This window comes from Pseudomonas sp. C5pp, from assembly GCF_000814065.1.
Classification (GTDB): Bacteria; Pseudomonadota; Gammaproteobacteria; order Pseudomonadales; family Pseudomonadaceae; genus Aquipseudomonas; species Aquipseudomonas asiatica.
The window spans coordinates 41,181-64,951 of sequence record NZ_JWLN01000024.1; the positions used below are offsets into that span (position 1 = coordinate 41,181).

Here is a 23,771-nt window from a genome sequence, read left to right on the forward strand (position 1 = left end):
ATAAGGTATTTTTTCAGAAGTGATTATGTCCGGACAAAAGCATCGCGGGCAAGCCAGCTCATACAGGCGACGCAATCCTGTAGGAGCGGGCTTGCCCGCGAATGAAGACGACTCGGTCTATCAGTGAGTACGCGCGACAGCAAACTCGCTCAACTCGACTAGCGCATCACGATATTCGCTGGCCGGCAGCACTTCCAGGCACTGGATGGCACGCTTCACATAGTCACGCGCCAGCTCCGCCGTGTACTTCAGAGCACCCGACTCCTCGACTGCCACGCGAATCTGCTCCAGGTCTTCCAGGCCACCCTTCTGGATCGCCTGGCGCACCAGCGCAGCCTGTTCGGCGGTGCCTTCGCGCATGGTGTAGATCAGCGGCAGGGTAGGCTTGCCTTCGGCCAGGTCGTCACCGACGTTCTTGCCCAGGGTCTGCGAGTCGCCCTTGTAGTCCAGCAGGTCGTCGACCAGCTGGAACGCGACGCCCAGGTGGTCACCGAAGGTACGCAGGGCCTCGCGCTGTTCGTCGGTGGCTTCCGCCAGCGCGGCGGCGCTGTGGGTCGAAGCCTCGAACAGCATCGCGGTCTTGCCGCGGATGACCTCCATGTAGACTTCCTCGGTGGTGCTGGCGTCGCGTACCCGCGACAGCTGCAGCACTTCACCTTCGGCAATCACGCGGGTGGCCTTGGACAGGATCTGCATGACCGGCATCGAGCCCAGTTCGACCATCATCTCGAACGAGCGCGAATAGAGGAAGTCGCCCACCAGCACGCTCGGCGCGTTGCCCCACAGGGCATTGGCGGTGGAGCGGCCACGGCGCATGCCGGACATGTCGACCACGTCGTCGTGCAGCAGGGTAGCGGTGTGCAGGAATTCGATGGTGGCAGCCAGCAGGCGCAGGTCGTCGCCTTCGCGGCCCAGGGCCTTGCCACACAGCAGCACCAGCAGGGGGCGCAGGCGCTTGCCACCGGCGGACGTGATATAGTCGCCGATCTTCGATACCAGCGGCACGCGCGAGGTCAGCTGCTTCTTGATGATCTCGTCGACGGCGCTGAAATCATCAGCCACCGCGCGGTAGAAGGATTGGGGTTGCATCGGCTGCTCCAGTGAGGTTGCGCGGCATGCTAGGTCGCGGGTCCCGGTGTGTCAAGGCGCGGTGCCAGCGCCCCGGGGGCGGCACTTGCAAGCAAAACCGCGGTTGCGTACAATCGCGCACCCTAACTTCCTGGGCAGCACCTGCCTTACGCAATTGCGCCGGGCCGTTCCAGCCCTGTGCAGCCATGCCAGCCAATACTCATCATATAAAGCGCTGGGTGAGCAGGATTATCGGAGAAATACCATGTCTTACGCAGTAATCGTTACCGGCGGCAAGCAGTACAAAGTCGCTGAAGGTGAATTCCTCAAGATCGAAAAACTGGAAGTCGCCACTGGCGAATCCGTGACCTTCGATCGCGTCCTGCTGGTCGCCAACGGTGAAGAAGTCACCATCGGTGCTCCAGTTGTTGCTGGCGCTAAAGTAGTGGCCGAAGTCGTTTCGCAAGGCCGCCACGACAAGGTTCGCATCATCAAGTTCCGTCGTCGTAAGCACCACATGAAGCGTATGGGCCACCGCCAGTGGTTCACCGAGATCAAAATCACCGGTATCCAGGCTTAATCCCCTAGATCCCCTGAATTTATTTGGAGAATTGAACCATGGCTCACAAGAAGGCTGGTGGTAGTACTCGTAACGGTCGCGACTCAGAATCGAAACGCCTTGGCGTGAAGATGTATGGCGGCCAGGTTATCAAGCCAGGCAACATCATCGTCCGTCAGCGCGGCACCGAATTCCACGCTGGCTACGGTGTTGGCATGGGCAAGGATCACACCTTGTTCGCCAAGATCGAAGGCGTGATCAAGTTCGAGAAAAAAGGCGAGTTCATGCGCCGTTACGTGAGCATCGTCGCCGCTTAATCGCGACGTCGCTCCAGAAGCCCCGTCATGCGACGGGGCTTTTTCGTTTGTGGTGAGCCTCTTGCAAAGCTGTTTGTATGGGCTGCCGGCGTGGGTTTCTACGGTCGTACGGGGCCGCCGCGCTCATTTTTGCAAGAGCCTCAGGTTTTTCAGGTATTCAACTCGCCAGCAGGCGAGAGGCGGTTTTGAATGAAGTTTGTTGACGAAGTATCCATTCGGGTCAAGGCCGGTGACGGTGGCAACGGTTGCATGAGCTTCCGTCGCGAGAAATTCATCGAGAACGGTGGCCCCAACGGTGGTGACGGTGGCGACGGTGGTTCGGTGTACATGATCGCCGACGAAAACCTCAACACCCTGGTCGACTATCGCTACACCCGTCACCACGAGGCCCAGCGTGGCGCCAACGGCGGCAGCACCGACTGCACCGGCAAGAAAGGCGACGACCTGTACCTGCGCGTGCCGGTCGGCACTACCGTGATCGACGCCTCCACCCAGGAAGTGATCGGTGACCTGGTCACCCCGGGCCAGAAACTGATGGTCGCCCAAGGCGGCTGGCACGGCCTGGGCAACACCCGCTTCAAGTCCAGCACCAACCGTGCACCGCGCCAGACCACCCCGGGCAAGCCAGGCGACCAGCGTGACCTGAAGATGGAAATGAAAGTGCTGGCTGACGTCGGCCTGCTGGGCCTGCCAAATGCCGGCAAGAGCACCTTCATTCGCTCGGTTTCGGCCGCCAAGCCGAAAGTGGCCGACTACCCGTTCACCACCCTGGTGCCGAACCTGGGTGTGGTCAGCGTCGACCGCTGGAAGAGCTTCGTCATCGCCGACATTCCCGGCCTGATCGAAGGTGCTTCCGAGGGCGCCGGCCTGGGTATCCGCTTCCTCAAGCACCTGGCGCGTACCCGCGTACTGCTGCACCTGGTGGACATGGCGCCGCTGGATGGAAGCAGCCCGGCCGATGCCGCCGAAGTCATCGTCAACGAGCTGACCCGCTTCAGCCCGTCGCTGGCCGAGCGTGAGCGCTGGCTGGTGCTGAACAAGGCCGACATGGTCATGGATGACGAGCGCGACGAGCGGGTCAAGGAAGTGGTCGAGCGCCTGCAGTGGGAGGGCCCGGTCTACGTGATTTCGGCCATCTCCAAGCAGGGCACCGAAAAGCTCAGCCACGACCTGATGCGCTACCTCGAAGACCGCGCCGACCGCCTGGCCAACGACCCGGCCTACGCCGAAGAGCTGGCCGACCTCGACCAGCGCATCGAAGACGAAGCCCGTGCCCAGCTGCAGGCCCTGGACGACGCCCGTACCCTGCGCCGTACTGGTGTCAAGAGCGTGCACGACATCGGCGACGATGACGGTTGGGACGATGATTTCGAGGACGACGAAGACGGCCCGGAAATCATTTACGTGCGCGACTGACCGGTTGCAGTACACTAAACGCCGCTCTTTGGAGCGGCGTTTTTGTATCCACGGTATCTACAGATTCGACATAGGTTGGAAGAAGATGCGAAGCAAGGTGACGGGCGCCAAGCGCTGGGTCGTGAAGATTGGCAGTGCTCTGCTGACCGCCGATGGCAAAGGCCTCGATCGCGGTGCCATGGCCGTTTGGGTCGAGCAGATGGTCGCGCTGCGTGAGGCAGGCGTGGAGTTGGTACTGGTCTCCTCCGGGGCCGTGGCTGCCGGCATGAGCCAGCTGGGCTGGACGTCGCGACCGAGTGCGATGAACGAGCTGCAGGCGGCTGCCTCGATCGGCCAGATGCGCCTGGTGCAGGCCTGGGAGTCGAGCTTCGGCGAGCACGGCAAGCACACCGCGCAAATCCTGCTGACTCATGACGACCTGTCCGACCGCAAGCGCTACCTGAACGCCCGCAGCACGCTGCGCACGCTGGTCGACCTGGGCGTGGTGCCGGTGATCAACGAAAACGATACCGTGGTCACCGACGAGATCCGCTTCGGCGACAACGACACCCTGGCGGCGCTGGTGGCCAACCTGGTCGAGGCTGACCTGCTGGTGATCCTCACCGACCGCGATGGCATGTTCGACGCCGACCCGCGCAACAACCCCGAAGCCCAGCTGATCTACGAGGCTCGCGCCGACGACCCGGCACTGGATGCCGTGGCCGGCGGTACCGGTGGCGCGCTGGGTCGTGGCGGCATGCAGACCAAGCTGCGCGCCGCGCGCCTGGCTGCCCGTTCCGGTGCCCACACCATCATCATCGGTGGCCGCATCGAGCGCGTGCTGGATCGCCTCAAGGCTGGCGAACGCCTGGGTACCTTGCTGTCGCCCGAGCGCGGCATGCTTGCCGCGCGCAAGCAGTGGCTGGCCGGCCACCTGCAGACCCGTGGCACCCTGGTGCTGGATGCCGGTGCCGTGCAGGCGCTGCGCCAGGCCAACAAGAGCCTGCTGCCGGTTGGCGTGAAGACCGTGCAGGGCAGCTTCCGTCGTGGCGAGATGGTGGTGTGCGTCGGCCCGGACGGCCTGGAAGTAGCCCGTGGGCTGGCCAACTACAGCGCCCTTGAGGCGCAGAAGATCATCGGCCAGCCATCCGATGCCATCGAAAGCCTGCTGGGCTACAGCGCAGAACCGGAGTTGGTGCACCGCGACAACCTGGTGCTGGTATGAGCGTGCTGAAGCGGGTAATCGGCGTGGCGGCATTGGTGCTGCCAATGCTGGCCGGGGCCGAGGAAATCGGCCAGGTGTCCACCGTGTTCAAGTTCCTCGGGCCGAATGACCGCATTGTGGTCGAGGCGTTCGACGACCCCAAGGTCGAGGGCGTGACCTGCTACCTGTCGCGGGCCAAGACCGGCGGCGTGAAGGGTGGGCTGGGGCTGGCGGAGGACCGGGCGGAGGCATCGATTGCCTGTCGCCAGGTCGGGCCGATCAACTTCAAGGGTGAGCTGAAGGATGGCGAGGAAGTGTTCAAGGAACGCACCTCGCTGGTGTTCAAGACCATGCAGGTGGTGCGCTTCCTCGACAAGAAGCGCAATACGCTGGTGTACTTGGTGTACAGCGACCGCATGATCGAAGGCAGCCCGCAGAATGCGGTGACCGCGATTCCGATTCTGCCTTGGGCTCATTGATAGCTTGGTAGATTTTTGGGGAGGCCTTTGGCCTCCATTCGCAGCACAAGGCTGCTCCTACATTGATCGGCGTATGCATACCTTGTAGGAGCAGCCTTGTGCTGCGAAAGGGCCGCAAAGCGGCCCCACTACTCCGATATCAGGCCAACTCTTCGGCCTGATGATCCTCACGCACAACCGCCTTCACCTCATCCCGACGGCTGATGAACTTCCAGTCCGCCTCGTCGATGTAGATGCCATTCGGCCCACTGCCACCTTCCAGGTCGATCGCCACGCGCGCCGACACCTGCGGCTTCACGCTCGCCAGGATCGGCACGAAGCCGAGCTGCAGGCTGGTCTCCAGCAGTGCAGCCTGGTTGCGTTCGTCGATGTCCGCCGCTTCGTCCAGGTAGTACGGCAGGCGGATACGCCCGGCCAGGTCGCGGTCCATCAGGTGCAGCAACAGGTACATGTTGGTCAGCGCCTTGATGGTCATGGTGGTGCCGTTGGATGCCGCGCCGTCGATGTCGGCATGGATCACCGGCTGGCCGTTGACCTTGGTGATCTCGAACGCCAGCTCGAACAGGTCCTTCAGGCCCAGCTGGTTGTGGTTGGCCGCCACCAGCCGTGCCAGGTATTCCTTGGCCTCTTCGTTCTTGTTGTCCTGCTCGGCGCTCTGGGTCAGGTCGAATACCGACAGGGTTTCGCCTTCTTCGTACTGACCGGCGCTGTGGATGATCTGGTCGATGTGCTTGAGCGCTTCCTTGTTCGGCGCCAGCACCACGCGGAAGCTCTCCAGGTTGGATACCTGGCGCTTGTTGATCTCGCGGTTGAACAGGGCCAGCTGGTGCTCGAGGCTGTCGTAGTCGCTGCGGATGTTGCGCAGGGTCCGGGCGATGTCGGTGACCGCGGCGCGGCGGGCCTTGGCCAAGGTCAGGGCTTCGTCGGTGCGGTGCGCGTAGGCATTCACCAGCAGCTGCAGGCGGCGTTCCATGTCGTCTTCGCTGTCGAACTTGGCCACGCCTTTCAGGCGCACCTGGGCGTACAGCGCCTCGATCTGGTTGTCCACCCGCTGCAGGCTCTGCCAGCTGTCCTGGTAGTCGTTGAGCAGTGGCAGCAGGTTGTCCATCGAGTCGTCGATGGCTTCCATGTATGGCGTGCCGTAGGGCAGGTCGGCCGGCAGCAGCTGGCGACGGCGCAGGGCGTCTTCCAGGGTGCGCTGCTTGGCCTCGAGGTCGCCGATCTGCCGGCCGACCAGCTGCAGCTTGGCCGACAGCTGCTGGACACGTTCAGTGAAGGCGTCGCTGGAGCGTTTGAGTTCGTCCTGGGCGGCTTCGAGCTGCGACAGCTGTTCCAGCTTCTCGGGCTCTTCCGCGGCCAGGGTTTCGCTGCGGCGGAAGTCTTCCAGCGCTTTCTGCGCGTCCAGTACTTCCTGGTAAAGGGCTTCGGTCTGCGCCTTGGAGGCGGAGCGGTCGGCGGCCACGGCTTGCTGGGTCTTGAGCTGCTTCAGCTCTTTTTCCAGGCGCTCTTTCTGGTCACGCAGGGCGGCACGGTCGGCCAGGGCCTGCAGTGCCGGTGGGTCGATGTGCGACAGGTCGATGGACAGGCCCGGGGCTTCGAAGCGTTCGCCCTTGAAGCCGTCGAGCACCGCTTCCAGCGATTTTACCCACAGGTCGCTGTCGTCCAGTTCGATACCGCGGTCACCCAGCGGCAGGCTGAACAGCGCGCCATTGAACAGGCGCATCAGGCGGTCGACGTCCTGCTGCGAGAACTCTTCGCGCAGGCGGGCGTAGCTGTTGTTGTCGGCGTGGTCGAGCTGTTGCTTGACCTGCTTCAGGCGCTTTTCCAGGTCGCGGACGCGTTCGTCCAGGTCTTCGGCGCTGAACTGCCGCGACTGGGCCAGGGCGCCGGCCAGTTCGTCGTGGGCGTCCTTGGCCGCCAGCAGTTGCTGCTCCAGCACCTTGACGTCATCGACCAGGGCGAAGCGGTGCTTGAGCACCGACAGCTCGCCCAGCCAGCGCTGGATACCGGTGATTTCACGCTCCAGGCGCATCAGCTCCTGAGTGCCACCGCGCTGGTCGTTCTGCAGGCGGTCCTGCTCGCCACGGTAGTGCTCGGCCTGGATCACCAGCTCTTCCTTGCGCGCCATGGCGTATTCCTGCCAGGTGCCCAGCAGGGTGTCGAGCACTGGCGAAATGCGGTGCAGCTTGCCGCGCAGGATGTCGCGCTGGGCCACGCCACCGGCCAGGGCCTCGACCAGCGGGCCGGCGGCGACCAGGGCGTTGTAGTCCTGTTCCATGCGGCGCACGTCGCGGAAGGCTTCCTCGCATGCGGCGATGTAGTCGACGCTACCGGAGCGCAGGCTGTGCTCGAAAGCGTCGAGGAACAGCTGCTTGAGTTTGGCGGCGGTGATTTCGCGCATGTGCAGCAGGTTGATGAACAGCGCGCGGAAGGTTTTCAGGCTTTGCTCGCTGGTCGAGCGCAGCGGGATCATGGTCAGGTCCAGCGGCACCGAGGTGTGGCCACCGACCAGCAGACGACGCAGTTCGTCCGGCTTCAGCTCGTAGGCCTTGATCCCCAGGCGCTCGAGGTTGGTGAACAGCTCTTTCTGGCGCAGGCAGGTGTCGTTCTTCTGGTAGTGAGCCAGGTCCAGTTCGCCCTTGTAGGCAAAGAACTGGTGACCGAAACCGCCGCCCGGGCCGCGGCCGACAACGCCGATGACGTGCGGGCCGTGGGGCAGGCTCAGTTCGCAGAGAATGTACGAGGTGTCGCTGGCGAAGTAGAAGCGGCGCGACTGCTCGAGGCTGTACTTGCCGAAGCTCATGTCCGACATGCGCGCCAGGATCGGGAACTGCAGGGCGTTGATCGACGCCGATTTACCCAGGTTGTTGGCACCGTATACCGACAGTGGGTGCTCCAGCGGGAACAGGCCAAGGCTGTAGCCGGCGGTGTTGAGCAGTGCGAAGCGGCGGATGCCGTAGCGTTCCTGGCTCATGCGTCAATCTCCTGTTGCTCTTCGCGGATGGCCCGGGCCAGGGCTTCCTCTTCGCTTTCCTCGCCCTCGAAGGGGCTGAGGTCGAGCGGGTCGTCGGTGCGGTTGAGTTCTTCGGGGCTTTCTTCCTCGACCAGTACCGGGGTCGGCAGCGGCAGGTCGCTGTGCAGGGTGGCCGCCAGGTCGCGGTCCTGCTGCACGGCCAGGCACACGTCGAGGAAGCGATGCATCGGCGGCAGGAAGCGGTAGATGCCGCCTTCCTCGAAGGCGAAGCCGAGCTGGGTCATGCGGCGCAGGATTTTTTCTTCCAGCTCGTCCACGGTCTGCACTTCGGCCTGCAGGAACAGGTCGCGGTACTTGTCCAGCAGCGAGGGCAGTTCGTCACGGCCGATGCTGCCGCCATCGAGCACGGCCATCGGGTCGCGGCCCTGGTCGGCCAGGTGTTCGACCAGGATGAAGGTGAACAGCGACAGGCGCTGCGCGGTCTTGTTGACCTGCGCGGCGGTCATGTCCGGCACGAAGTAGTAGAAGCCACGGGTGTCGCACACCAGTTCGAAGCCCAGGGCCTTGAACAGGGTGCGGTACTGGTCCTGGAAGTTCGACAGCTGGGCGTACAGCTCGGGGTCGCGGCGGCTGACGTGGAAGCCTTTGAACAGCTCGCGGAAGATCGGCGCGAGCTGGGACAGTTCGGAAAGATCAAGATGCATGGGCTGGGCTCGCGTTGGATTCGGTAGGCGCGCTGGCGGCGTCTTCGCGGCTGGAGGTCAGGGCGAACGAGCGCAGGCTGACCAGGTGTTCCTGGGTGATGTACTCGCGGCGGTCGAGGCGTTCGCGCTTGAAGCGCTTTTCCCGCGACAGGCGCGAGAACCAGTACAGCAGCTCGTCGGTGGCGCCTTCGGGTTCCTGCTCCAGCAGCCAGACCATCAGGTCGGGCAGCGGCAGGGCCTGTTCGCAGCGTTCGGCCATTTCCTTGACCGTGCGCGGTGCACGGGGCAGGGCGCCGGACTGGGTCTTGTGGGCCTTGGGGAAGCGTGCCGGCTTGGGCTCGAAGCGGGCCAGGGCGTAGACATAGGCCTCGACCTGGCTGGCGCTGCCGAGGAAGGTGCTTTGCGGGCGGGTGAACATCGGCATGGCCGCTTGCGGTACGGCGTCGATGCCCTTGCGCCGGATCACCGACAGGGCCAGTGCGGCGCCACGGGTCACGGCGTTGTGCCGGCGGGCTTCTTCACGCAGCGGCAGCAGCAATTCACGGGCGTGGCGCAGGGTCAGCTGGGCGCTGGTCTGCATTTCCAGGATGCGCGCATGGGTGCGCAGCAGCATGTCGTCGTCGACCAGGTGGCCCAGGCGCGCCTGTTCACCCAGCAGCTTCAGCAGCACGGTCTCGACCTTGCGCACGCCCTGTTCGAAGGCGCCGTCGGCGTTGACCAGCTGGATCATCGGCTCGACATACTCGTCCCAGGTCGCCAGTACTTCGGCATAGCGCTGGCGCAGCGGGATCTGGCGGTTGCTGGTCTTGGCCCGCTCGGCCACGGCCACCAGTGCCTGTTCGTCGTTGTCGAGCTTCTTCAGTACATCGCGCACGCGCATGTCGAGCAGGCGCAGCTGGCGCGCCAGGTCGTCGCTGTCGCGGTTGTCGAAGGCGTCCTGGATATGCCCGGCCAGGCGCTCCAGGTGGCGCAGGTAGGCTTCGATCTCCAGGCACAGGCCCAGCCGGTGTTCGCGGCGCAGGTAGGCGAGGAAGTCGTGGATCTGCGCGTTGAGCTCGAAACGGTTCGGGCTCTTGGCCACCGGGACCAGGATATCCAGGCGGATCCACACGTCGAGCAGCTGGGTGATGTCCTGCGGGGTGCTCTCGACCTGCTGGCGGGCCACATGCTGACGCAATTCGACCAGGCTCAGGGTGCCCTGGTCGAAACGCTCGCACAGCGGCTCGATCAGGGCCCAGTGTTCGGCTAGGGCGCGCAGGACGCGCTTGGGTTCGATCATTGGCTTCGACTCGTTGCCAAGAAAAAGGGGGCGATTGTACTGCATCCGGGGGGTAGGTTTTCACCCCTTGGTCTGTATTGAGAGATAACCTTTGTCGTTGTGCGGGATTCACTGGCCCTTTCGCGGGTGAACCCGCTCCCACAGGGCCTTGCGCAGTACCGGTGGGAGCGGGTTCACCCGCGAAAGGGCCGGTACAGGCAATAAAAATCCGCCGACCAGTTGCGGCACTCGAATGCCAACGGCGTTAGAATGGCCCTTTGTCTCCACCCCTCGGAACCCCGCCCCTTGCTCACCGAACCCCGTCGCCGCGCCTACCTTTCCGCCATGCAAGTGGTGCACTGGCTGCCGCGCGCCGAACTGCCGTTCGCCGCACCGTCGCGGCCCGAGCTGCTGCTGCCGGTGGCGCCGGTCGAGGACCTCGACTTCGACGTCAGGCCGGCACCGGCTGCCAACGAGGCGCCAGTCACCCCACAGGCCCGCTCCGGCGAGCGGCCGAAAATCGAGATTCCGCGCCCGGGCAGTGCGCCCAAGCCGGCCGCCAAGCCAGTCGAGGCCGAGGAGCAAGCCACGCCACCGCGCCCGGCCATGGTGCCACCCCCGCGCTTCTCGCTGCAGCTGCTGCGAGCCGGCAGCTGCCTGCTGCTGGTGGAGTTGGCCACCGGCCAGCCGTTCCAGAGCCGCGACCCGTCGTACTTGCTGCTCAAGGACATGCTGCGCGCCGCCGGCCTGCCCGACGCACCGCAGATCATCGGCGAGCCGGTGCGCTGGCCGCTGCTGGTGCGCGGCAACATGGACCAGGGCCCGGAGGCGGCGCGCGATTTTGTCCAGGGCTTTGTCCAGGCGCGCCTGGAGGACGCCCCGTGCACCTGCCTGTGGCTGGTCGGCCTGCCGGCGCTGCGCTTTGCCGCCAATGTCGACGGCGAAGCCTATTACCAAACCCTGAAGCTCGAGGGCCTGGGCGAAGCCTGGGCCTTGCCGGGCCTTGAACTGTTGATGGACGAGCCGCAGCGCAAGGCGGACGTCTGGAAAGCCATGCGCCAGCTGATGGCGCGCTGGAAGAGCGTTGAATGAGTGACTCGATCAGCTTCCGCCGGATGACCGAGGCGGATCTGGATGCCGTACTTAAGATCGAATATGCCGCGTTCAGTCATCCCTGGACTCGAGGGATCTTTCAGGATGCGCTCAAATCGTATGAAGTCTGGCTGATGTTCGACGGCCAGCAGCAGGTGGGCCATGGCGTGATCAACGTGATCATCGACGAGGCCCACCTGCTCAACATCACCGTCAAGCCGGAAAACCAGGGCCGCGGCCTGGGCCTGCGGCTGCTCGAGCATCTGATGGCCCGGGCCTACCAGCTCAATGGCCGCGAGTGCTTCCTGGAAGTGCGTGCCAGCAACCAGTCGGCCTATCGTTTGTACGAACGCTTTGGTTTCAACGAAATCGGCCGCCGCCGCGACTATTACCCGGTTGCCGGCGGCCGTGAAGACGCCTTGGTGATGGCCTGCACCCTGCTCGAAGATTGAGCAGCGCGGGCTTCAATCACAGGTCCTGTGGCTGAGCCTCCATCGGCTTGGCCAGGTCGCGCAGGCTTCTGGTCACGCTGCCGGTATTGCATTTTGCCGCCGCCTGCTCCGGCGTGTACTTGCGAATGGTGCGGAAGAACAGCTCGCAGGTCTGTTTCTTCTGTGTAACCTGCCACTTGGTCGAGCAGGCATCCAGCGTCAGCTTGGCATCGGCCCGTTGATTGCGCCCCATCCCTGCCTGCCAGCAGGCCGCCGTCAGGTCCTGCCCCATCATTTTCAAGCCGGCAGCATCAGCTGCATCCTGGTCGCCGCCGTGGCTATCCTTGTTTGCCGCATACCAGATGGCACTAGGGTGGTTGGCACCCAGTACCGGTACCTTGGCACCTGCCTGCGGGCTGATGCTGACCAGGCCCAGCACATTCACCTGCGGCCCGTACTGCTGCTGGATCCAGCTGCGTACCGGCGCGCCGAATGCCACCATCGGCAGAGGCCTGGCGGGGTTTTGCAGGGTCATCTCGCTGACCATGCGCACCTGGTAGTCCTTGAAGTAGCTGTAGGTTTCCTTCAGCGTTTCACCCGCGCTGGCGGGTGCGGCGATGGGAGCGATATCGATGATGGTCTGGTAGGCCGGGGTCTGGCTGGCGTCGACGCCATTGAATGTCAACAGCTCGGCCCAGCGGTCGGTGGTGTTGGAGCGCAGGTAGTCCTGGGCCTGGGTTAGCGAGTAGTCCGGCGGGAAGTGCAGCAGTTCGATGCTGCGGCGGTTCTGCAGGGCCATGCCCAGCGGCAGGAACAGATACCAGTCGTAGGACCATTTGCCGTCCTCGTTCAGCCGGGTGGCCGCCTGATAGGCCAGTTCACCACTGTCGAGCAGCTTGCGCAGGGGTTTTGCATAGTTGGCGGGTACGCCACTGATGGTTGCGTGCAGGCGATCGTTGTCGCGGCTTACATGCACCTGGGCCGCGGCATGGCCGTCGCGGCGTACGCTCTGTGTCAGATAGTGTTCTACGGTTTGCTCCAGGGTCCAGTCGCGATAACAGATCACGTGACAGTTGTTGGGGAAGGCGAAAAGGCGGGTGACGCGCTGGGCGTCGCCCAGGTCGATTCGCGCATCGGCGGCTGCAAGGCCGCTGAAGGCCAGTGCGGCAAGGCTCGGTAATGCCATCTTGTGCATGCTTAACTCCTTGTTGGGCGCAACCGTATTCGGCAGCGTGGTACATACTGTGGCAAGGGGAGCAGGGATGAAAAGGGCAGGATGGCTGCCGCTGGTGCTGGGCATGTTGGGTGCAGGAGCGCAGGCCGATGAGCGTGATATCTGGTTGTTCGCGCAATGGGCCGGGGACCATCAGACACGGCCATTTCGCGAGATGCTTGTGGATGCCCGTCTTTATGGCGTGGTGCCGATCCATCAGCTGCTGCGTTCGGCTTCGGACTGGAAGCAGTGCCACGCGTCCCCCTTCGCCGTGCCGCCCGCCAGCAACTGGCCGGCAGTGCGCTCGACGCTCTCGCTGATAAAGACGCTTCATGACCAGGGCATCCTGCGTCAGTTCGAGGTGGTTTCAGCCTATCGAGCCCCGCGCCTGAATGCCTGCGCCGGCGGGGCGGCCAACAGCGCCCATACCCGGGCGTTCGCTGTCGATATCCTGCTGCCCGACTGGGCGGACCCCAACCCGCTGTGCCGGTTCTGGCAGCAATACGGCCAGGCCTGGAACATGGGCCTGGGGCGCTACCCCTCCGGGCGTATTCATGTGGATACCGCGGGTTACCGTACCTGGGGTGGTGACGGCCGTGCGGGGTCGTCGTTCTGTATCAAGCCCAGATGAGCCAGGCAGCTCCTGCATTCGCCCATCACCCACGTGGCGAAGCGCTGGCGCTTGCCGTCGTCTTCCAGCGGCAAGGGGCTGAGCAGGTGGTAGGCCGAGCCGTCACGCACGAAGCCGAACGGTGCCTGCAACTGCCCATTGTCGAGTTCGTCGCGCACCATGAGGGCTGAGGCCATGGCCAGGCCCAGGCCGGCGCTGGCGGCCTGAATCGACAGGTAGAAGTGCTGGTAGTCGCTGCGCTCGGTGTGCCGGACCTGTTGGCCGCTCAGGCGCAGCCAGTTGGGCCAGGCGCCGGGGCGGGTGGCGCTGTGCAGCAGGCGCTGGCCTTCGAGTTGGAGGGGGACGGTGGGGTGGCAGACCGGGCCGATCCATTCGTCGCAGATCTTCTGGTTGTACAGCTGTTTGTCCCAGTGGAAGTCATCGCGGCGAATTGCCAGGTCGACACCGCTACGTGCGAAGTCCAATGGCCCGCCAGCGGCCACCAGGTGCAACTGCAGGTCGGGATGGGCGGCGTGGAAGCGGGGCAGGCGCGGGATCAGCCAGCGCATGGCGATGGTCGGCTCGCACGACAGCACCAGTACGTTGTCGCGGGCCTGTTGTTGCAAACGCTGCACGGCGCCTTCGAGCTGCTCGAAGATCGCCTGGGTAGTGCCCTGCAAGGCACGGCCGGCAGGGGTGAGGAAAATGGCCCGGTTGCGGCGCTCGAACAACTCCACACCAAGGCTTTCTTCAAGCAGGCGCACCTGGCGGCTGACCGCGCCATGGGTGACATGCAGGTGCTCGGCGGCGCGCACGAAGCTCTCGGTTTCGGCGGCGATGTCGAAGTAGCGGAAGGCATTGAGTGGCGGCAGTTTCATGGCATTCCTGTTTGTCTGTGCCGGCCTCTCGCGGGTAAACCCGCTCCCACAGGTGATGCGCCGCCCCTGTAGGAGCGGGTTTACCCGCGAAGGGGCCGACACAGGCTCTAGATATCTGTGAGGAAAGCTATCAGATTTGCCTCACTATAAATCGATTTTTCCTGGGCTATAAGCTCTCGATAATTACATGGTCTGTGCATTTCCATCGCCTATCGAGAGCCACCAGCATGACCGAACTCATTGCCGTCGCCCTGTTCACCCTGCTCGCCGTCATCAGCCCCGGTGCCGACTTCGCCATGGTCACCCGCAGCAGTTATGCACAGGGCCGCAAGGCCGGGCTGGCTGCTGCCGTGGGCATTGCCCTGGGAGTGCAGGTGCACGTCCTGTACACGGTGCTGGGCATCGCGGTGATCATCAGCCAGAGCCCGACCCTGTTCCTGGGCATGAAAGTGCTGGGCGCGGGTTACCTGGTCTACCTGGGTTTCCAGTCGATGACCAACACCCGGCGCATCAGCCTCGACGGGGTTGCCGCAACCGCAGCCAGCGTAACGCAGGCCCTGCGCACGGGCTTTCTGACCAACGCCCTCAACCCCAAGACCATGCTGTTCGTGATCAGTGCCTTCACCCAGGTAGTGCAACCGGGCAGCTCGTTGGCGCTGGATTTTGCCTACGGCGCTTTCATGTCCATTGCTCACTGGGTGTGGTTCAGCCTGGTGGCGGTATTTTTCTCCAGTACGGCATTGCGCGAGGCGATGATCGAGCGGCAAAGGCTGGTGGACCGGGTAATCGGCCTGGCGCTGATCGGGTTGGGCCTGGCCGTGGCGGTGACCGGAATGCGTTGAGGTGGCAATTGCATGCCCTGTACGGGAAGGGTGCAGGCCTGTGGTAATTTTCCGCAGGCAAAGAAAAAGGGCTTACCTTGCGGTAAGCCCTTCGTCTTGTATGGTGGCTACACAGGGACTTGAACCCCGGACCCCAGCATTATGAATGCTATGCTCTAACCAACTGAGCTATGTAGCCGATGGCGCGCATTATTCTCTTGAACGGCCCCCCTGTCAACACTCATTTCAAAAAAAATTTGCACGCTTTCAAAAACTTAGCGGCCAGGCCCGGGTTCTGCCTTGCCCAACGGCATGTCGCCGGCTTTCAACTGCCCGCTGCGCCAGCCATCGGCGGCCTTGAGGTCGGCTTTCCGTACCGGGCCGATATGCGCGCTATCGAAGGTTACCCGCTCACCCATCGATACCATGCGCTGTTCGCTGCCTTGGATAACCATGGCCTTGCCACTGAGCACCACGAGTTCGTCATGGCCTGCATGGCGGGCGACCTGCAGGCGGGTACCGAACACCTGGATGCGCGCGTCGCCCACTGCTATCTCCATGGCCCTGCCGTCGAGCATCACTTCCAGGTATACCCGGCCCTGCACCAGGTGCAGTTGGCGCGTGCGGCCACGCAGGTCGGCGTTCATCGCACTGGCGCTGCCCAGGTGCAGGGTGGTGCCATCGGCCAGGCGGATGCTGCGGCGCTCACCTGCATCGGTATGCAATTCGCTGCCCAGGCGCTGTATCAGCGGCCAGTACAGGTAGGCGGTAGCAGCCAGCCCCAGGAGGAACAATAGCGCCAGCCATTTGCCCAGATGGCTGCGGTGCGCGTTGATCTGCCGTGGACGGACGCGAACGGGCATTGGGCTCATGGGGTTGGTGTGCTCGCGATTAGGGCCGTTTCGCCCAACGATGACGGGTATTTTGGCCAAGGATGCTAATTATATTGAGAACCATTTTCAAGTGTGTCGCGGACCAAGGAAATAAAAGGTAGCTATGTATCTATTTGTTTTCCGATAATCGGATCCCAAACTACGGATGGAGATTCAGGCACATGGCTATCAGTAGCGCCTCCACGGCGCCCACCAGTGCGGCAGCGAGCCAAGCCACGCCGCTGGTGATGCGCATAATCGGTTTCTGCGCCCTGGCGCACCTGATCAATGACCTGATCCAGTCTGTGCTGCCGGCGATCTACCCGATGCTCAAGGCCAACTACGACCTGAGTTTCGCCCAGATCGGCATGATCACCCTGACGTTCCAGATCACCGCCTCGCTGCTGCAGCCTTGGGTCGGCTTTTTTACCGATCGCCGACCGGCACCGAACCTGCTGCCACTGGGCACCCTGTGTACCCTGGTGGGTATCGTGATGCTGGCCTTCGTCGGCAGCTTCCCGATGATTCTGCTGGCCTCGGCCCTGGTGGGTATCGGCTCGTCGACCTTCCACCCGGAAACCTCGCGTATTGCGCGCCTGGCATCGGGCGGGCGCTTCGGCCTGGCCCAGTCGACCTTCCAGGTCGGTGGCAACACCGGGTCGGCTTTGGGGCCGCTGCTGGCGGCAGCCATTGTCATTCCGTTCGGCCAGAGCCACGTGGCCTGGTTCGGCCTGGCTGCGCTGTTCTTTCTCGGCGTCACCCTGATGCTGCGTGGCTGGTACAAGGAGCACCTCAACCAGGCCAAGGCGCGCAAGGCTGTGCAGGCGACCCACGGCATTTCCCGCGGGCGGGTGGTGGCGGCGCTGATCGTGCTGGGCCTGCTGGTGTTCTCCAAGTACTTCTACATGGCCAGCTTTACCAGCTATTTCACCTTCTACCTGATCGAGAAGTTCGATGTGTCGGTGGCCAGCTCGCAGCTGCACCTGTTCCTGTTCCTTGGTGCGGTGGCGGCGGGTACCTTCTTTGGCGGGCCGATCGGTGACCGCATCGGGCGCAAAGCCGTGATCTGGTTTTCGATCCTTGGCGTGGCGCCGTTCACCCTGGTGCTGCCGTATGCCGATCTGTTCTGGACCACCGTGTTGAGCGTGGTGATCGGCTTTATCCTGGCTTCGGCGTTTTCCGCGATCGTGGTGTATGCGCAGGAGCTGGTACCGGGCAGCGTGGGCATGATTGCCGGGATCTTCTTCGGGCTGATGTTCGGCTTTGGTGGCATCGGTGCGGCCTTGCTGGGGTATGTGGCGGACCTGCGTGGCATCGAGTACGTGTACGAGGTGTGTTCGTTCCTGCCTTTGTTCGGGTTGCTGGCGGTGTTCTTGCCAAGTACCGGCAAGCGCTGAAAGCATGCATAGAACCTGTAGGAGCAGCCTTGTGCTGCGAAGAGGCCATTACTGCCGAAGATAATTTGTTGTCTTGCCGGCCTCTTCGCAGCACAAGGCTGCTCCTACAAGGGCCCGCGCAAGTCTGGAGGCCATGCAAGGCGGTTGTTCCGCGAAATTTGACGACGTGACCACCCTTGGCCTAGAGTCCGCCCTTTCTTCAACCACCTGCGTAGTAGTCAAAGCAATGTGCCGTACCCAGCTCCTGCCAAACGCCCGCCAGCCTGCCTTCCAGGCCCTGCGTCGTGCGTGGCCGAGCGACACGGTGCTCAAGCGTCGCCGCAGCGTGCTGTTTGCCTTCACCTTCTCACCACACCTCGCCTGAACTGATCTGCGCTTTCGCGTCGCTCGCCGCCCTGGCGTGCGCGCCTGTGTCTGCACGTCTTTTCGGTTTGCAAGGAGTGGTACATGAACATGCGTTTGCTGGCGGGCCTGTTGTTCGCCGTTTCGGTCGTGGGTTTCAGTTTGGGGGCCAGCCTGCCGCTGGTGTCGTTGCGCCTGCATGAAGCCGGTGCGAGCACCCTGGAAATCGGCATCATCTCGGCCATCCCCGCTGCGGGGATGATGCTCTCGGCGTTCCTGGTCGACGCCTGCTGTCGCCACCTGACCCGGCGCACCATCTACCTGCTGTGCTTCAGCCTGTGCACGCTCAGCATTGCCTTGCTCGAGTCGGCGTTCGGCTCGCTGTGGCAGCTGGCGCTGTTGCGCCTGGGCCTGGGGCTGGGCATGGGTATCGCCATCATCCTTGGCGAGTCGTGGGTCAACGAACTGTGCCCGGAGCACAACCGCGGCAAGATCATGGCCCTGTACGCCACCAGCTTCACCGGCTTCCAAGTGCTCGGCCCGGCCATGCTGGCGGTGCTGGGCGCCGACAGCCCGTGGATCACCGGTGTGGTCACCGCCTGCTATGGCCTGGCGCTGCTGTGCATCGTGCTGACCGTACCCAACGACCATGTCGAACATGAAGAGGGTGAAAAGAGCTTCGGCCTGGCCGGTTTCTTCCGTGTGGCGCCGGCGTTGTGCGTGGCGGTGCTGTTCTTCTCGTTCTTCGATGCCGTGGTGCTGTCGTTGCTGCCGGTGTATGCCACCAGCCATGGCTTTGCCGTGGGCGTGGCGGCGCTGATGGTGACCGTCGTGTTTGCCGGTGACATGTTGTTCCAGTTGCCGCTTGGCTGGTTGGCCGACCGGGTGGAGCGCACCGGGCTGCACCTGGTATGCGGGCTGCTGGCGATGGCGATCGGTATCGGCCTGCCCTGGCTGCTGAACCTGACCTGGTTGCTATGGCCGCTGCTGGTGCTGCTGGGCGCCGTGGCAGGCGGCATCTATACCCTGGCGCTGGTACTGATCGGGCAGCGCTTCAAGGGGCAGGACCTGGTTACCGCCAATGCCAGCGTGGGTTTGCTGTGGGGTGTGGGTAGCCTGGTCGGGCCCTTGGTGAGCGGTGCGGCAATGGATGTGGCGCCGCATGGTCTGCCTATCGCACTGGCGTTGATGGCCGGGTTGTTCGTGTGCTTTGCCCGGCAGTCGTACCGGCGCGCGGGGCGGTTGCGGGCGGTGGCGGACTGATGTCCTTCAGGGCTGCGCGGTCCTACAGGGGCCGCACAGCCGGTCAGGCAAATGCCTGTCAGAAACTCCCGCGCAAGGTCACCGACACATTGCGTGGCTCGCCCCAGTAGTACCCCGTCGCCGTGGTACCGATCTGCCGGTAGTACTTTTTGTCGAAGATGTTGTTGGCGTTCAGTTGCACTGAGTAGTTGTCGTTGATGCGATAACCGAGCATGCCGTTGTACACCGCATACCCCGCCTGGGTCGCCTTGGCCGTGCCGCTTTCGGAATAGATGTCGCTCTGCGCCTGCACGCCGCCACCAATGGTCCAGGCGTCCAGCGTGCCCGGCAGGCGGTAGCTGGTGAACAGCCGCAGCATGTGCTCCGGGTCGGTGGTGCGGATCGCGTTGCCATTGGTGGCTGCCGAGTTCTTCAGGTACTCGGTGGTGTTGTAGGTGTAGCCGCCGGTGACCTGCCAGCCCGGCAGCACTTCGCCGGTAATCTCCAGGTCGATGCCCTCGCTGCGGCTCTTGCCTGAGGCGATCTTGCAGCGGCCGGTGGTGCCGTTGCAGCCGATCTCCGTGGACATGTCATCCACCGGTGTACCCACCTGGTTGATACGGAAAAACGCCAGGCTGGTGTTCAACCGGCCATCGTAGAACTCGCCCTTGATGCCCGTTCCGTAGGCTTCGCCGATGATCGGGTCGAGCACCGAGTTGTTCTTGTCCACCACTGTCTGCGGGCTGAATATCTCGGTGTAGCTGGCGTACACGCTGAAGTTGTCATTCAGGTCGTAGATCAGCGCCGCGTACGGCACGATCTTCTCGTCGACGCTGAACTTGCCGTTGGCACCGGTGTTGTTTTCCTGCTCGTAGTCATACCAGTTGGCCCGTGCGCCGATGATCGCGGTCAGCGGTTCGGCCAGCGAAATGCGCCAGGTGGCGTGTGCGGCTTGCTGGGTGGTACGGGTGCGCACCGGGTGGGCGGTTATGTCGATGTCCGGCTCGGGCAGGCTGGTTTTCGGGTCCCAGTAGCGGATGTCGTACAGCCCGGAAATCACCCGGTTGGTGGCCGAGGCGTAGGAGTCGTTGCGGATCCGCTCGACCCCGACCATCAACTCGTGGGTGCGGCCAAACAGGTCGAACGGGCCGTTGAGGGTGGCGCTCAGATTGTTCTGCAGGCTCTCGCCGCCGTCGCCTTCGGTAACCTGGTATCGCATCAGGTACGGGTTGCCGGTGGGATTCAGGTTGGCCGGTGCGCGCTCCATATAGGTTTGCTTGAAGCCATGGTCGTCCAGCTCGAAGTGGGTACGCAGGGCCATCAGCTTCAGGGTCCAGTCGTTGTCGAAGCGGTGTTCCAGTTCGGCAAAGGTGTTCAGGTTGCTGCGGTCCCAGCGGTTCCAGTCGGCGCCCAGGTAGGTGCTGCGGCCGAAGGGCAGGGGGGCGCCGCTGGCGTCGGCGGGCAGGTTGCCCCAGGCGCCAGTGGCGTCGAGTTTGGTCCACTCGAGACCGGTGGTCAGCGTGGTGCTGTCGTCCAGGTCGAAGGCCAGCGAGCCGCCGAATGCTTCCTTGCGCTCCATGCGTGAGTCCTGGAACAGGTCGCGGTCGTCATGCACGGCGATCACCCGCCCGCGCACGTTGCCGGTTTCGGTCAGCGGGCCAGAGATATCGGCCACGTAGCGCTGGGCATTCCACGAGCCCAGGGTCACGCTGCCCGTAGCCTGGAAGTCATGGGTCGGGCGCTTGCGCACCAGGTTCACCGTGCCCGACGGGTTGCCGGCGCCACGCAGCATGCCGGTGGCGCCGCGCAGCACTTCGGCGCGGTCGATGAACGCTGAGTCGGTCTGGATGAACGAACCGCCACCGCTGCTCTGCACCACGGTGGCGCCGTCGTACTGGATGGCATCGATGGCAAAGCCACGCGAGTAGTACTGCACTCGCTCGCTGTCGGTGTAGTTGACCACCACGCCGGGTGTCTGCTCCAGCAGGTTGGTCAGGTTGGTGATGTTCTGGTCATCGATGCGCTGGCGGGTTATCACGCTGACCGATTGCGGAGTATGGCGCAGGGTTTGCGGCATCTTGCCGATGGTCACTTCGCCGGTAGTGTAGGAGCCGGTGTGCTCGGTGGTTTCGCCCAGACGATCGCTGGAGATGCTGGTCGCGCCCAGCTCAAGGGCGTTTCCCACATCCAGTGCCGGGATCAGCAGGAAGCTGGTTGCGCTTTCCTGCTGGACCTGCACGTTGCTGCCCTGCAACAGGATCGACAGCGCCCCCGCACTGTCATGTCGGCCCTGCACCCCTCGGGTGGTCTTGCCCTGCAGGCTGTTCGCGTCGAACGACAGGCTCAGGCCGCCCTGGCGGGCCAACTGGTCCAGCGCGGGGGCCAGCGGGCCGGCCGGAATGTTCCAGTCGGTCTGCTGGCTCTGGCTGGCTGTTGCAGCCTGGGCCATGGCCGGGAAGGTACCGCCAGCTGCCAGGCCAAGGCCGAACACGGCCGCGCGCACGGCACGGCGCAGCCTGTCGTTGCGAGGGGAACACGGGGCAATCATGAAGCGCTCCTGAAGGTTGTGAAGACCACTTTTCGGGTTTTGTTCCTTCAGGCCGGACGAGAATGAGATTCCACCTCATTTATTTTCGGAATTTTTTCAGGCCGCACCGATGCTCACCCAATAACGCGTGCGGTAGTCGACCCGCACCGGCAGGCTGCGGGTGAGCAACTGCAGGATCTGCCCGGTGTCGGCCAGCTGGTAGGTACCGGACACCTTCAGGTCTGCCACTTCGGGAGCACAGCGCAGCAGGCCCGGGCGGTAGCGCGCCAGCTCGGCGATGAAATCGCCCAGCGGCATCTGCTGCACGCTGAGCACGCCGTCGGTCCAGCCCCAGGGGTCGCTGTGCAGCGTCACCGCCTGGAAGCTGCCGCTCGCCCACACCTGCAAGGTTTCGCCTGGCAGCACCCGACGTGGCGAGGCCGAGGTGGGGAACAGCGTGACGTCGCCCCGGCGTACGGCCAGCAACAGCCCCTGGTCGTTCTCGCGCAGCAGCAGTTGGCCGTCGAGGGTGGCAAGTTGGCCAACGCGGGTGTCGATGCGAAACGGGCGGTTATCGTTGGGATTGCTGTCCAGGCTCACCTCGCCACGCACCAGTTGCAGCCGGCGCTGCTCGGCGCTGTAACGCAGGTCGATGGCGCTGGCGGTATTGAGCTGGATGCGGCTGCCATCACTGCCTTGCAGTTGGCGGCGCTCGCCAGTGGCGGTGCTGCTGTCGGCCAGCAGCTGGGGTATGCCCAGCGGTTCGCGCGCGGCCCAGCCCAGGCTGCCGCCCACGGCCAGCACGGCCAGCAGTTTGAGGTGGTCGCGGCGGCTGATGCGCTGGCGCTGGCTGCCATCCAGAGTGCGGCGGCTCAGGCCCTTGGGCAGCCCGGCCAGTTCGTCACTGAGGTGGCTGACCCGCTGCCAGGCCAAGGGGTTGTGTGGATGGCTGGCCAGCCAGTGCTGGAACTGCTGCTCGGTACGCGGGCAGGGGCTGTCGAAGCGCAACTTCACCAACCAGTCGATGGCCTGGTCGACCTGCGCCTGCGCGGGCGCGCTGTCAGGCGTCGGCATAGCGCAACCGGTAGCAGACGCCCAGGGCCTTGGCCAGGTCCCGCTCGACGGTGGCCCGCGACACACCCAGGCGCAGGGCGATCTGCACGATGCTCAAACCGTCGAGCTGAGCCAGCAGGAATGCCTGGCGGGCACGCGGTTTCAGCTGGTGCAGGGCTTGGTCGAGGCGCGCCAGGGTATCAAGGATGACCAGTCGATCTTCTTCGCTGGGCACTTCGGCTTCGGGCAGGTGAGCCAGGCTTTCCTGGTAGGCCCGTTCCAGCGCACGGCGACGGAACTGGTCGATCATCAGGCCACGGGCGATGCTGCTGAGGTAGGCGCGTGGCTTCTTCAGCGGCGACAGCTGGCGCGCCCGCAAAAGCCGCACGAAGGTATCCTGGGCCAGGTCGGCGGCGTGCTCGCTGCAACCGACCCGGCTGCGCAGCCAGCCGCTAAGCCAGCTGTGGTGGGCCTGGTAGAGCAGAGCGACCTCGGTCGGCTTGAGCGTGTCGTTGATCTGCATCTTGGCGAAGGCCCGGTCCTGTGGATACATGCGATTGTGAATGGTTCTCAATTCTATGCGGGGATGCTGGCGCGGAGCAATGGCATGCCAGGAATTAGTCGCGCAAGAACCGGCGTTTGCCCGATGAACGGCTGCGCTAAGCTGGACCTGCAATCGACTTGATGGAGGTGCCATGATCTTGGCCAACCTTTCGCCTGACGCGTACCGCGAGGCCACCGAATACCTTGCGGCGCTCGACCCGGACTGGTCGCGGCATATCGAGGCGACCGGGCCTTGCCTGCACCAGGCCACGCCGGGGCGTGAGCCTTACGAGGTGTTGGTGCGGGCGATTGCCTACCAGCAACTGCATGCCCGTGCTGCCGAGGCAATTCTTGGGCGCTTGCTGGCGTTGTTCCCGGAGGCTGCTTTCCCAGGGCCGGAGCAGTTGTTGGCGGTTACACCGGAAACCATGCGCGCCTGTGGTTTTTCCGCGAGCAAGATGGCGACGATCCAGGGTATTGCCCAAGGCCGGCTGGATGGCCTGGTGCCGAGCCGGGAAGAGGCGCTGGCCATGGCTGACGAGGCGTTGATCGAACGGCTGGTGGCATTGCGCGGGGTAGGGCGGTGGACGGTGGAGATGTTGCTGATCTACAGCCTGGCGCGTTCGGACGTTCTGCCGGTCGACGATTTTGGCGTACGCGAGGGGTATCGGCGGCTGAAGGGGCTGGACAAGGCGCCGACGCCGGCGCAAATGCGTTCGCTGGGTGGCGGCTGGCGCCCATACCGAACCGTGGCGGCCTGGTACCTGTGGCGGGCTTGAAGTTTTGCACTGC

22 protein-coding genes, 1 tRNA gene and 1 pseudogene are annotated in these 23,771 nt (G+C 64.0%); 13 read left to right on the top strand and 11 right to left on the bottom strand.

The window, feature by feature from the left end:
• Positions 1-120 precede the first annotated feature (120 nt).
• On the bottom strand, positions 121-1,089 hold the full coding sequence (locus RR51_RS19125) for a polyprenyl synthetase family protein (protein WP_003256318.1): 969 nt from the start codon (positions 1,087-1,089) through the stop codon (positions 121-123).
• 244 nt (positions 1,090-1,333) lie between these two features.
• Between RR51_RS19125 and rplU the strand changes: the two genes are divergently transcribed.
• The 5 genes from rplU to RR51_RS19150 all read left to right on the top strand — a co-directional run bounded on the left by rplU (position 1,334) and on the right by RR51_RS19150 (position 5,022).
• Positions 1,334-1,648 (top strand): 50S ribosomal protein L21, encoded by a 315-nt coding sequence (gene rplU, locus RR51_RS19130; protein ID WP_003247466.1) that lies wholly within the window; start codon positions 1,334-1,336, stop codon positions 1,646-1,648.
• A gap of 38 nt (positions 1,649-1,686) precedes the next feature.
• Positions 1,687-1,944: a 50S ribosomal protein L27 gene (rpmA, locus tag RR51_RS19135; protein WP_003247464.1), complete on the top strand. Its 258-nt coding sequence runs from the start codon at positions 1,687-1,689 to the stop codon at positions 1,942-1,944.
• 189 nt (positions 1,945-2,133) lie between these two features.
• Positions 2,134-3,360, top strand: a complete 1,227-nt coding sequence (cgtA, locus tag RR51_RS19140; RefSeq protein ID WP_013970821.1) for an Obg family GTPase CgtA — start codon at positions 2,134-2,136, stop codon at positions 3,358-3,360.
• Between the two features lie 85 nt (positions 3,361-3,445).
• Positions 3,446-4,564 carry a glutamate 5-kinase gene (gene proB / locus RR51_RS19145; RefSeq protein ID WP_015268899.1) on the top strand — a complete coding sequence of 373 codons (1,119 nt, stop codon included), beginning with the start codon at positions 3,446-3,448 and terminating at the stop codon, positions 4,562-4,564.
• Positions 4,561-5,022, top strand: a complete 462-nt coding sequence (locus RR51_RS19150) for a CreA family protein (RefSeq protein WP_003256322.1) — start codon at positions 4,561-4,563, stop codon at positions 5,020-5,022. Before proB ends, RR51_RS19150 begins: the two co-directional genes overlap by 4 nt.
• 139 nt (positions 5,023-5,161) lie before the next feature.
• Here RR51_RS19150 and mksF read toward each other — a convergent pair whose 3' ends face one another.
• Genes mksF through mksB form a run of 3 tightly spaced genes read right to left on the bottom strand, consistent with a single transcriptional unit; the run spans position 5,162 to position 9,979 of the window.
• Positions 5,162-7,996: an Mks condensin complex protein MksF gene (mksF, locus tag RR51_RS19155; protein ID WP_015268901.1), complete on the bottom strand. Its 2,835-nt coding sequence runs from the start codon at positions 7,994-7,996 to the stop codon at positions 5,162-5,164.
• Positions 7,993-8,700 (bottom strand): Mks condensin complex protein MksE, encoded by a 708-nt coding sequence (mksE, locus tag RR51_RS19160; RefSeq protein ID WP_013970824.1) that lies wholly within the window; start codon positions 8,698-8,700, stop codon positions 7,993-7,995. The genes mksF and mksE overlap by 4 nt, the downstream gene beginning before the upstream one ends.
• Entirely contained in the window at positions 8,690-9,979 is a 1,290-nt protein-coding gene (gene mksB / locus RR51_RS19165; protein ID WP_024086237.1) for an Mks condensin complex protein MksB, read from the bottom strand. The genes mksE and mksB overlap by 11 nt, the downstream gene beginning before the upstream one ends.
• Before the next feature lie 285 nt (positions 9,980-10,264).
• On the opposite strand from mksB, the gene RR51_RS19170 reads away from it, so the two are divergent.
• Together RR51_RS19170 and rimI are read left to right on the top strand one after the other, a co-directional pair.
• On the top strand, positions 10,265-11,050 hold the full coding sequence (locus tag RR51_RS19170) for a hypothetical protein (RefSeq protein ID WP_024086238.1): 786 nt from the start codon (positions 10,265-10,267) through the stop codon (positions 11,048-11,050).
• Positions 11,047-11,502: a ribosomal protein S18-alanine N-acetyltransferase gene (gene rimI, locus RR51_RS19175; RefSeq protein WP_013970827.1), complete on the top strand. Its 456-nt coding sequence runs from the start codon at positions 11,047-11,049 to the stop codon at positions 11,500-11,502. The genes RR51_RS19170 and rimI overlap by 4 nt, the downstream gene beginning before the upstream one ends.
• A gap of 16 nt (positions 11,503-11,518) precedes the next feature.
• Here the strand turns inward: rimI and RR51_RS19180 are convergent, their stop codons facing one another.
• A complete protein-coding gene (locus RR51_RS19180) occupies positions 11,519-12,676 on the bottom strand; it encodes a hypothetical protein (protein ID WP_013970828.1) in 1,158 nt (385 codons plus the stop codon).
• 67 nt (positions 12,677-12,743) lie between these two features.
• Here RR51_RS19180 and RR51_RS19185 point away from each other — a divergent pair, with 67 nt between their 5' ends.
• The gene (locus RR51_RS19185; RefSeq protein WP_023661340.1) at positions 12,744-13,325 is read left to right on the top strand and encodes a YcbK family protein; all 582 of its coding nucleotides are present in this window, start codon (positions 12,744-12,746) and stop codon (positions 13,323-13,325) included.
• On the opposite strand, the gene RR51_RS19190 is transcribed toward RR51_RS19185, so the two are convergent.
• A complete protein-coding gene (locus RR51_RS19190; protein ID WP_039614392.1) occupies positions 13,265-14,182 on the bottom strand; it encodes a LysR substrate-binding domain-containing protein in 918 nt (305 codons plus the stop codon). The genes RR51_RS19185 and RR51_RS19190 overlap by 61 nt on opposite strands.
• Before the next feature lie 227 nt (positions 14,183-14,409).
• On the opposite strand from RR51_RS19190, the gene RR51_RS19195 reads away from it, so the two are divergent.
• Positions 14,410-15,024, top strand: coding sequence for a LysE family translocator (locus RR51_RS19195; RefSeq protein ID WP_039614393.1), 615 nt, complete (start codon positions 14,410-14,412; stop codon positions 15,022-15,024).
• Positions 15,025-15,125: 101 nt separating this feature from the next.
• Here the strand turns inward: RR51_RS19195 and RR51_RS19200 are convergent.
• Together RR51_RS19200 and RR51_RS19205 are read right to left on the bottom strand one after the other, a co-directional pair.
• Positions 15,126-15,202: transfer RNA gene (locus tag RR51_RS19200), tRNA-Met, on the bottom strand.
• Positions 15,203-15,302: 100 nt separating this feature from the next.
• Positions 15,303-15,875 (bottom strand): annotated as a pseudogene (locus RR51_RS19205) (FecR family protein); the annotation flags it as partial.
• A 182-nt stretch (positions 15,876-16,057) separates the two neighbouring features.
• On the opposite strand from RR51_RS19205, the gene RR51_RS19210 reads away from it, so the two are divergent.
• The 3 genes from RR51_RS19210 to RR51_RS19215 all read left to right on the top strand — a co-directional run bounded on the left by RR51_RS19210 (position 16,058) and on the right by RR51_RS19215 (position 18,877).
• Positions 16,058-17,272, top strand: coding sequence for an MFS transporter (locus RR51_RS19210; protein ID WP_023661338.1), 1,215 nt, complete (start codon positions 16,058-16,060; stop codon positions 17,270-17,272).
• A 226-nt stretch (positions 17,273-17,498) separates the two neighbouring features.
• A complete protein-coding gene (locus RR51_RS31295; RefSeq protein ID WP_177328675.1) occupies positions 17,499-17,636 on the top strand; it encodes a hypothetical protein in 138 nt (45 codons plus the stop codon).
• Positions 17,637-17,719: 83 nt separating this feature from the next.
• Positions 17,720-18,877, top strand: coding sequence for an MFS transporter (locus tag RR51_RS19215; RefSeq protein WP_039614395.1), 1,158 nt, complete (start codon positions 17,720-17,722; stop codon positions 18,875-18,877).
• Between the two features lie 58 nt (positions 18,878-18,935).
• Here RR51_RS19215 and RR51_RS19220 read toward each other — a convergent pair whose 3' ends face one another.
• From RR51_RS19220 to RR51_RS19230, 3 genes are all read right to left on the bottom strand, one after another.
• The gene (locus RR51_RS19220; protein WP_039614396.1) at positions 18,936-21,404 is read right to left on the bottom strand and encodes a TonB-dependent siderophore receptor; all 2,469 of its coding nucleotides are present in this window, start codon (positions 21,402-21,404) and stop codon (positions 18,936-18,938) included.
• A 96-nt stretch (positions 21,405-21,500) separates the two neighbouring features.
• Positions 21,501-22,457, bottom strand: coding sequence for a FecR domain-containing protein (locus RR51_RS19225; protein WP_039614397.1), 957 nt, complete (start codon positions 22,455-22,457; stop codon positions 21,501-21,503).
• Positions 22,444-22,959 carry a sigma-70 family RNA polymerase sigma factor gene (locus RR51_RS19230; protein WP_039614415.1) on the bottom strand — a complete coding sequence of 172 codons (516 nt, stop codon included), beginning with the start codon at positions 22,957-22,959 and terminating at the stop codon, positions 22,444-22,446. The genes RR51_RS19225 and RR51_RS19230 overlap by 14 nt, the downstream gene beginning before the upstream one ends.
• Positions 22,960-23,131: 172 nt before the next feature.
• Between RR51_RS19230 and RR51_RS19235 the strand changes: the two genes are divergently transcribed.
• Positions 23,132-23,758: a DNA-3-methyladenine glycosylase family protein gene (locus RR51_RS19235; RefSeq protein WP_039614398.1), complete on the top strand. Its 627-nt coding sequence runs from the start codon at positions 23,132-23,134 to the stop codon at positions 23,756-23,758.
• Positions 23,759-23,771 lie beyond the last annotated feature (13 nt).